Genomic DNA, 8,924 nt, shown 5'->3' on the forward strand with positions numbered 1-8,924 from the left:
TGGTGGTTCTACCTTGTCTCGGAAATGAATGTCTCCGGACCTCAAGGCAAGGGAATGAGGATGCGGAAATCGGTGCGACCCGGCATGCTGTCGCATTCGATCAAGCCGTCGTGCCGCTGCACGAAAGTCTGTGCGAGCGTCAGTCCCAGCCCCGATCCTCCATCACGCCCCGTGACCAGCGGATAGAAGATCCGCTCCTTGATCGCTTCGGGGACGCCCGGTCCGTTGTCGATGACATGCAATTCCAGTGCCAGCCGGTACCGCTGCCGCCCGAAGGTCACCTGCCGCGCGACGCGCGTGCGCAGCGTGATCGTGGCATCGCCCGCCGCCATGCGGTCGGTCAGCACCTGCGCGGCGTTCTGCACGATGTTCAGCACCGCCTGGATGAGCTGGGCCCGGTCGCCCCGGAACTCGGGGATCGAGATGTCGTAGTCGCGCTGCACGCGCAGCCCGTGCGGGTACTCGACGAGGATCAGCGACCGCACGCGTTCGCACACTTCGTGGATGTTGACGTCGCCCACGAGGTGCGGATGCCGGTGCGGCGCGAGCAGCCGGTCCACCAGGCTCTGCAGCCGGTCCGCCTCGTGGATGATGACCTGCGTGTACTCGGTCATCTCCGGGTTGTCGAGCTCCATCTCGAGCAGCTGCGCCGCCCCGCGGATGCCGCCGAGCGGGTTCTTGATCTCGTGCGCCAGGTTGCGGATCAGCTCCTTGTTGGCCAGGGCCTGTTCGCGCAGGCGCTCCTCGCGGTCCTGCCGGGCCTGGGCCTCGAGTGGCCACATCTCCACAAGGATCTCGCCCGTCTGCTCGGCCACCGCCACATGCACGTGCACGGGAATCTGCTCCTGCAGCGGCCCGCGCCGCAGGCCCGCCTCGAAGCGCAGGGCGGCAAAGTCCTGCTCCCGGGCGCCCGCCAGCGCGGTCTGCAGCAACGCGGGATCGGTGAACAGGGTCGAGAAGTCGGTCGTCTCCAGCGTGCGGCGGGACAGGCCCAGCGTGTCCTCGAGGGAGGCGTTGGCGAACATCACGGAACCGTCCCGGTGGAGCACCGCCACCAGGGTGGACACCAGATCCAGGGCGAGATAGCGCTCCGACGGGCGCGCAGCGGATGCGGGAGCCACGCTCAACGGCCCGCCCCGCCCGGCAGGCGGGCGAGTTCGCGCTTGATGCCGGCGACGTCGCTCTCGGCGCGCGCCACGGCCGCCTTGAGCTCCGCCGTCCGCTCCATGTAGACCTGCGGATTGCGCAGTTCCAGCGCCGTGCGCTGCGGTTCGCCGTTGTTGTAGTCCTTGCTCAGTTCGGCCAGACGCGCTTCCGCCTTGCGCAGTTCCGCCTCCAGGATGGCACGCGCGTCCGAATCGCGGGCCCGCTGGTCGTTGGCGTCCACGCGCGGTGCGTTGGAGGGCGATGCGGCAGGCGCCGCCGTGGCCGCGCCACCGCCCTGGGGGGACGCGGCGGCCGATGCGGGGCGCGTTCCCTGCACCACGGTGACGTTGCCGCCCTCCACGAGCTTGCAGCCCCGTTCCCGGGCCTGGGATGCATTGTTGGTGTACTCGTTGCCGCAGCGGTAGATGCGGTCCTGGGACCAGGCTGCCGGCGCCAGGGCGGCCAGCGCCAGGAGCACGGTAAGAGTTTTCGTCATTCAAAGTCCTCGCAGGGCATGCCGCAGGCATGCGGAAGCTGTCCGGAAGTATCCCCCAATCGCCCGCCCGCCGCCACGGACCGCCCCGGGCCGGAGGGTCTTCGCCCGGGCCGGCGCCCATGAAAAAGGGCGGCCGAAGCCGCCCCGTCGCATCCTGCGCCCCCGGCATGACGCCGGGGCCACGTGGATCACAGCGAGTAGTACATGTCGTACTCGACCGGGTGCGGAGCCATGCGGAAGCGCGTGACTTCGCCCATCTTCAGCTCGATGTAGGCATCCAGCATGGAGTCCGAGAACACGCCGCCCTTGGTCAGGAACGCGCGGTCCTTGTCCAGGTACTCGAGCGCCTGGTCGAGGCTGTGGCACACGGTCGGCACCAGCTTGTCTTCCTCGGGCGGCAGATGGTAGAGATCCTTCGTGGCGGCTTCGCCCGGATGGATCTTGTTTTCCACGCCGTCCAGGCCGGCCATCATCAGTGCGGAGAAGCACAGGTACGGGTTGGCCGAAGGATCGGGGAAGCGCGCCTCGATGCGGCGGCCCTTCGGGTTCGCCACGTACGGGATGCGGATCGAGGCCGAGCGGTTGCGGGCCGAGTAGGCCAGCTTCACGGGGGCTTCGAAGCCGGGCACCAGGCGCTTGTAGCTGTTCGTGCCGGGGTTGGTGATGGCGTTCAGGGCACGGGCGTGCTTGATGATGCCGCCGATGTAGTACAGGGCGAAGTCGGAGAGGCCTGCATAGCCGTCGCCGGCGAACAGGTTCTTGCCGTCCTTCCAGATGGACTGGTGCACGTGCATGCCGGAGCCGTTGTCGCCGGCGTAGGGCTTGGGCATGAAGGTGGCGGTCTTGCCGTAGGCGTTGGCCACGTTCCACACCACGTACTTCAGGACCTGCGTCCAGTCGGCGCGCTCGACCAGCGTGCTGAACTTGGTGCCGATCTCGTTCTGGCCGGCGCCCGCCACTTCGTGGTGGAACACTTCGACCGGGATGCCCAGGGATTCGAGGATCAGGGACATTTCGGCGCGCATGTCCTGCGTGCTGTCGACCGGGGGCACGGGGAAGTAGCCGCCCTTGACCGTGGGACGGTGGCCGCGGTTGCCGCCTTCGAGCTTGGCGCCCGAATTCCAGGGGGCTTCGTACTCTTCGATCTCGAACATGACCTTGCCGGGCTCGTTGGACCAGCGCACGCCGTCGAAGATGAAGAATTCGGGTTCCGGACCGAAGAAGGCCGTGTCGCCCAGGCCGGAGGCCTTCAGGTAGGCTTCGGCGCGCTTGGCGATGGAACGGGGATCGCGGTCATAGGCCTTGCCGTCGCCCGGCTCGATCACGTCGCACTGCAGGAACAGCGTGGTTTCTTCGAAGAACGGATCGATGTTGGCCGTGCTCGGGTCGGGCATCAGCTGCATGTCCGAGGCTTCGATCCCCTTCCAGCCGGCCACGGAAGAGCCGTCAAACGCATGGCCCGACGTGAACTTGTCTTCGTCGAAGTGGGACACCGGCACGGTGACGTGCTGCTCCTTGCCGCGGGTGTCGGTGAAGCGGAAGTCCACGAACTTCACTTCGTTCTCCTTCACCATCTTCATCACGTCTGCAACGGTCTTTGCCATCAGGATCTCCAGGATTTAGCGTTTGTTGAAAAAAACCACGGTCGTCAAAAAGCAGATTGCGTGCCAGCATGCACTAACGCGGAGCATGCACACCGTCTGCCGGACCCGCCCTGGGTCGATGCACCAGAAGCGGGCTTCACTCGCATGCGCACACCCATTCAGGTGTTGCGCACCAACTCGGGGCCGAGGCTTGCACCAAATTCGTGCAACCCCTGAATGAGGGCGTCCCAGGCCCCGGGCACCAGGGCCGAGCTGCCCTTCACACCCAGTTCGATGTGCCGCCCGTGCACGGGATGGTCCACGCTCGGCAGGCTGAACACCTTCACCCCGGCATGCCCGGCCTCCACGCGCTCCATGAGCGGCGTGAGCGCCGCCTCCATCGCGCCGTACACCACGACGGAACGCTCCGTCTGCGGTTGCCGATTGAACCACTGCCGGCAGTGCGCGTCGAGCACGCCTTCGATCATCGGCCATGCCATCACCGGAAACCCCGGGACGAAATGCACGGTGCCACCGCCCACCCCGTCGCAGGAAAACCCGGGAATCTTGTTGTAGGGATTGGGAATGATCCGCGCACCCTGCGGAAACACGCCCATGTTCAGCCGATGCACGTTGTCCGACCGGTCGGGCTCGTATGGGGTGCCCTGCTCCCGCGCCACGTCCCGCATGCGCTCCCGGATCAGCTCGGCGGCTTCGGGGTGCAGCGCCAGTTCGGTGTCCAGCGCGCGCGCGGCGCACTGCCGCGTGTGGTCGTCCGGGGTGGCGCCGATGCCGCCGCACGAGAACACGATATCGGTCGACGAGAAGGCGCGTCGCAGGGTGGCCGTGATGCGCTCCGGATCGTCCCCCACGTAATCGGCGTACGCCAGCGGCAGCCCGCGCGCCGCCAGCAGCTCGATCACCTTCGGCATGTGCTTGTCGGCCCGTTTGCCGGAAAGGATTTCGTCACCGACGATGATGAGGCCGAACGAGGGAACCGGTGTCATGCGGAAGGTCCAGAAGAAGAGGAAGACGAAGGGGAAGAAGGAACGGGGTTCGTGCGCGGCCCGGGCGGCGCGGCATGCACGATGCTCCCGGGAGCGGAACCGTTCCCGCCGGGCGCCGCGGCACGCGATTGCTCCAGCACGGAAAGGCAGTAGTGCGTGAACCACAGCGAGGAAAAGGCGAACACCAGCGTGTAGATCCACACGGCCACCGGAATGAGCACCACGAAGGCCGCCGCGAACACGATGCCCGAGGCCCACACGATGCCCGGCGCCGCGCCGAGGTAGCCGGTGACGATGCCGATACCCAGCAACCGCATCCGGTGCCTGCGCATGATGGCCTCGCGCTCCGCCTTGTCCGCATGCTCGCCCAGCGCATCGAATGCCATCACGCGGTAGGTCAGCCACCCCCAGATCAGGGGCGGCAGCACCAGCACCAGCGGCGGGATGAACCAGAGCGGAACCGACACGGCCAGCGCCACGAGTGCCGCCACGGTCGAGCCGAGCGACCAGAACACGCTGGCGACGAACGACGCCCCGCCCCGCCGTTCGAGCGTGGGGAAACGGCGCTGGGCCACCAGCGACACCAGCGCCGGCGTCATCAGCATGGCCACCGCCAGCACGGACAGCACCACGATCACCGGGGTGACCAGCACCGCCAGCAGCAACGGCGCCAGCAGCGACGGCCCCTGCACGCCGGCGTCCTGCAGCCAGCCCCGGATGAACGACAGCCACGACCAGGAATCGAGCACGGACTGCAGCCACGCCACGCCGGCATCCCACCAGAAATGCCCGAACAGCCACGCCAGCAGAGCGATCACCAGCAGCGGCAGCAGCGACAGCGCCATCACCCGAGGGAGGACGCAGTACGCCGCGGCGCGCCAGAACGAATCGATGAGCAGCCTCATGGGCGCCAAGCATAGCGCCGAAGCATGAACGCACCAGGGCCCGGGGACTTCTTCAATCCCGGCCCGCCAGGCGCAGCAGCCCGCGCCACTGCTGGCGCCAGAACCCTCTGCCGTAATCGCGCACCCGGCCCCGGGCGTCGGCCTCCACCTGGTCGCGGATGCCCGTCGGGTCGTAGCGAAGCTCGAAATTGGCCGTGCCGAACAGCATGTCCCACCAGGGCAGCAGCACCCCGAAGTTGTGCCCGCCCAGCACCGGCGCCGGCATGCCCGGCCGGGAGGGCCCTTCGTGGCCCAGGCCGATGGAATGGTGCAGCCGATGGAAGCGGGGACTCACCCACAGCCGCTCGCCCCAGCGTCCGAACCACACCCGCAGGTTGGCGTGGTGGAAGTTCTCGCTCAACTGCGTGATCGCGACGATCGCCACGAACTGCCCGGGCGGCACGCCGATCAGCTGCGCCGCCACCACCACGATCGCGTCGGTCAGCACGTCGTCCAGCAGATGGTTGCGGTTGTCGCTCCACATCGTCATCTGCCGCTGCGAGTGGTGCAGCGAATGCAGCTTCCACCACCAGTCGAACTGGTGCTGGCCGCGGTGGATCCAGTAGTTGAGGAAGTCGAAGACCACCAGGTAGATCAGCAGGCTCACCCACGGCACGTCCGTGATGCCCGGCCAGATCTCGTCCAGATGGAACGTACTGAAGCCTTCGACGCGCAACGCGCCGAAGAGCCGGTCCCACAGCGGGTCCACGCTGAAGAACAGTGCGATGCGGAACAGTCCCAGCCGGTGGATGAGCGTGTAGAGGATGTCGGTGCGGACGGCCGGCCGGTCGGTCACCGGTTCCACCGGACGCCAGCGCTGCAGCGGAGCGATCAGGCAGAGCATCACGAGCAGCTGCAGCACCCCCACGAGCAGCCAGCCCGTCGCCGTGTAGCCGTCCTCCAGAAAGTTCGCCATCCCCAGCGGGAACAGCAGCGGCTGCACCACCGTCTCGAACAGCCATTGCTGCGCCATGTCGAATAGTTGACCGAGACTTTCCATCACCACCGCTCCGATCGCCCGCCGCCGTCCAGGTTCCCGCTCAGCGCCGGGAGTGCGACGAAATCCATTCCTTGTAGTCGGGATGGTCCTTCAGCGTGCGGAAGCAGAAGCCCTTGCCCTTGAGCCCTTCGATCAGCGGTTCCAGCACGGCCGGCGCCCACGGATCCTTGCGCGACCAGATGCCGAGGTGCGCGAGCAGGATGTCGCCCGGCTTCACCCGGTCCAAGGCCTGACGCAGCAGCAGTGCATTGCTATAGCGCTCGCTCGGCAGCTCGTCGCCGAGGAATCCCGCGGGCGACCAGCCGACGTGCGCATAGCCGCAGCGCCGCGCCGTCTCCAGCAACTTCGCAGAGGTCTTGCCGCCCGGCGCCCGGAAGAGCGGCAGCGGCGCCTGCCCCGTGATCTCCTTCAGCCGGTTCTCCGAGCGCGCGATCTCGTCGCAGTACTGGCGCGCGGTCATCGTGGATTCCCTGCCCGCCTGCGGCCCGGCCGACGGTCGCACGCGGAAGCTCGGAGACGCGGCGTCCCCCGCCAGGTCCGCACGCCAATACACGTGGTCGAAGGTGTGCGAGGCGAACGCATGCCCCTCGGCGGCGCGTGCCTTCCACCACCCGGCCCAGTGGTCGCCCAGGCTGCCGTCGCCCTCCTGCGTCTTCTCGTTGGCCGCGAAGAACGTGACCAGCACGTGCTGGCGCTTGAGTACGTCGGCGATCAGCGGCGCCACACCCATGTGGCCGGTGTCCAGGGTCAGGTAGACCGGCTTGTCGCAGGCTGCGCGGGCCTGGGCCGGCACCAGCCCGGCGATGAGCGACACCGCGGCGGTGGCCAGCACCGCGACGCGGAATGCCCGCCGGGGGCGGCGCCCCCCAGCCGGACCTGGCTCAGCGGGGTGCATGCTGCAGCGTCCACACGCCATGGGGCGACTTGCCGACGTTGACGCGCTGCACCACCTTGCGCTCGACCGTGTCGATCACCAGCAGCTTCTTCGCCCAGCGGGCCGACACGTAGAGCCAGCGGCCGTCCGCCGACACGTCCATACAGTCGGGCCCGCCCGGTGCCGAGTACACGTCCACGACCTTCTGCGCGGTCATGTCGATCTTGCTGATGGTGTTGGCCACGCGGTTGCTGACGAAGATGTGCCGCTTGTCGCCGGCGCTCCGGAAGGCATGGGCGCCCTTGCCCGTCGGGATCCGCTTGACGCTGCGGGGCTCCGGCCCCGACACATCGAACACCTCCACCCCGTCGCTCCCCGTGAGGCCGACGAACAGGAACTTGTCATCCGCGGAACCATGGATGTCGGCCGGCATGGGCCCGGTCTTCGTGCGCCAGCGGATCTTCTGCGTCGCGATGTCGATCGCCACCAGCTCGTCGCTGTCCTGCATGGTCGAATACACCGTGCGGCTGCCGCTGTCCACCCACAGGTGGCTCGGCGTGCGCCCGGTGGCGACCCGCTGCACCAGCGAGAGGTCCTTGCCGTCCCAGCGATAGAAGTCCACATGGTCGAGCCGGTTGGCGGCCGTGATGAGCCACTTCATGTCCGGCGTGAAGCGCAGATGGTAGGGATCGACGATGTTCCGCACCGTGCGCTGCACCTGCGCCGTCACCGGATCGATGAACGTCAGGCTGTCGGCCAGGGCATTCGCCACGACGATCGACTTCTCGTCCGGCGTGAGATACAGATGGTGCGGCTCTTTGCCCGTGGGAATGCGGCGCAGTTCCTGCCATGTCACCGGGTCGATCACGCTCACGTCGGCATCGAGCGAATTGAGCACGAATACCGGTGGATGCGCACCCGTGGGCGCAGGAGCGGAGGGCGCAGAAGATGGAGGGGCAGCCAGGGCACGCGCCGTTCCCACCGACAGGGAGGCAAGGCACGAGAGGGACAAAAGCAAATGATGGCGTCTGCGCATACTCACGTCGCGTCGTTGTTCGCGACTCTCTAGATTTCAACCGGCAGCCACGTTCCGGGCAGGTTCAGCCCTGGAACACCATGGCGATCTCGCGCTCGTCCAGCCAACGCCACCCCCCCGACTCCAGATCCTCGGGAAGATGAAGCCCGCCAATACGGATGCGGTGCAGTTGCTCGACCCGATTGCCGACCGCAGCCACCATGCGCTTGACCTGGTGGTACTTTCCTTCGGTCACGGTGAGGTCGAATACGGGACCTTCCTGCACCACGCAATCCGTAGCCACCACGGGTTTCGGATCGTCGTTCAGCACGACACCCTGCAGCAATCGGTCCTTCTGCTGCGGAGTCAAATCATACTTGGCATAGACCCGGTAGGTCTTTTCAATGTGCTTCTTGGGGGAACTGACTTTGTGGATAAAGCTGCCGTCGTCACTCAGGAGCAGCAGCCCCGTCGTGTCCTGGTCCAGCCGCCCGATGGTCTGCACGCCCAGGATCTTGCCGGCCGTCGGGCGCGCGCGCAGCGGCGCCGGCAACAGGGTGTAGACGCTGGGATAGGTGGAGGGCTTCTGCGAGCACTCCACGGCGGCGGGCTTGTTCATCATCAGATAGGCTTGGCGGTGCCACGCCCATTCCACGCCCTGCACGATGAAACGCAGCCCTTCGGGCTCCACGTCGTAGGTCGAGTCGGTGCACAGTGCCGGCCCGTCCGTAGCGCCTTTTTCCAGCAACTGCACATGGCCCTGCTGGATCAGGCCCGCACACACCCGTCTGGTTCCAAATCCCTGCGAATACAGGACGTCCTGCAATTGCACTGTCGATCTCCGATTTGCGCCGCCACA

9 protein-coding genes are annotated in these 8,924 nt (G+C 67.0%); all 9 read right to left on the reverse strand.

Annotated elements, in window-relative coordinates; genetic code table 11:
- Positions 1-41: 41 nt before the first annotated feature.
- Positions 42-1,067, reverse strand: a complete 1,026-nt coding sequence (glnL, locus tag Q9R47_RS17840; RefSeq protein ID WP_311234529.1) for a nitrogen regulation protein NR(II) — start codon at positions 1,065-1,067, stop codon at positions 42-44.
- Positions 1,068-1,123: 56 nt separating this feature from the next.
- Positions 1,124-1,642 (reverse strand): hypothetical protein, encoded by a 519-nt coding sequence (locus Q9R47_RS17845; protein WP_311234521.1) that lies wholly within the window; start codon positions 1,640-1,642, stop codon positions 1,124-1,126.
- 188 nt (positions 1,643-1,830) lie between these two features.
- Positions 1,831-3,246: a type I glutamate--ammonia ligase gene (gene glnA, locus Q9R47_RS17850; protein ID WP_311234522.1), complete on the reverse strand. Its 1,416-nt coding sequence runs from the start codon at positions 3,244-3,246 to the stop codon at positions 1,831-1,833.
- A gap of 158 nt (positions 3,247-3,404) precedes the next feature.
- The gene (locus Q9R47_RS17855; RefSeq protein WP_311234523.1) at positions 3,405-4,232 is read right to left on the reverse strand and encodes a molybdopterin-binding protein; all 828 of its coding nucleotides are present in this window, start codon (positions 4,230-4,232) and stop codon (positions 3,405-3,407) included.
- Positions 4,229-5,137: an EI24 domain-containing protein gene (locus tag Q9R47_RS17860; protein ID WP_311234524.1), complete on the reverse strand. Its 909-nt coding sequence runs from the start codon at positions 5,135-5,137 to the stop codon at positions 4,229-4,231. The genes Q9R47_RS17855 and Q9R47_RS17860 overlap by 4 nt, the downstream gene beginning before the upstream one ends.
- Positions 5,138-5,189: 52 nt before the next feature.
- Positions 5,190-6,176, reverse strand: coding sequence for a sterol desaturase family protein (locus tag Q9R47_RS17865; protein ID WP_311234525.1), 987 nt, complete (start codon positions 6,174-6,176; stop codon positions 5,190-5,192).
- A gap of 40 nt (positions 6,177-6,216) precedes the next feature.
- On the reverse strand, positions 6,217-7,005 hold the full coding sequence (locus tag Q9R47_RS17870; RefSeq protein ID WP_311234530.1) for a polysaccharide deacetylase family protein: 789 nt from the start codon (positions 7,003-7,005) through the stop codon (positions 6,217-6,219).
- Between the two features lie 52 nt (positions 7,006-7,057).
- A complete protein-coding gene (locus Q9R47_RS17875) occupies positions 7,058-8,086 on the reverse strand; it encodes a cytochrome D1 domain-containing protein (protein WP_311234526.1) in 1,029 nt (342 codons plus the stop codon).
- A gap of 64 nt (positions 8,087-8,150) precedes the next feature.
- Complete coding sequence (locus Q9R47_RS17880; RefSeq protein WP_311234531.1) at positions 8,151-8,897, reverse strand: 16S rRNA pseudouridine(516) synthase; 747 nt, start codon at positions 8,895-8,897, stop codon at positions 8,151-8,153.
- Between the last annotated feature and the right edge of the window lie 27 nt (positions 8,898-8,924).

It is taken from the genome of Acidovorax sp. PRC11 (genome assembly GCF_031844105.1).
GTDB lineage: Bacteria > Pseudomonadota > Gammaproteobacteria > Burkholderiales > Burkholderiaceae_C > Paracidovorax.

Bases quoted from the DNA above. Each gene is read 5' to 3' on its own strand.
- Q9R47_RS17845 (WP_311234521.1), bottom strand. From the start codon at position 1,642: ATGACGAAAACTCTTACCGTGCTCCTGGCGCTGGCCGCCCTGGCGCCG.
- glnA (WP_311234522.1), bottom strand. From the start codon at position 3,246: ATGGCAAAGACCGTTGCAGACGTGATGAAGATGGTGAAGGAGAACGAA.
- Q9R47_RS17855 (WP_311234523.1), bottom strand. From the start codon at position 4,232: ATGACACCGGTTCCCTCGTTCGGCCTCATCATCGTCGGTGACGAAATC.
- Q9R47_RS17860 (WP_311234524.1), bottom strand. From the start codon at position 5,137: ATGAGGCTGCTCATCGATTCGTTCTGGCGCGCCGCGGCGTACTGCGTC.
- Q9R47_RS17865 (WP_311234525.1), bottom strand. From the start codon at position 6,176: ATGGAAAGTCTCGGTCAACTATTCGACATGGCGCAGCAATGGCTGTTC.
- Q9R47_RS17875 (WP_311234526.1), bottom strand. From the start codon at position 8,086: ATGCGCAGACGCCATCATTTGCTTTTGTCCCTCTCGTGCCTTGCCTCC.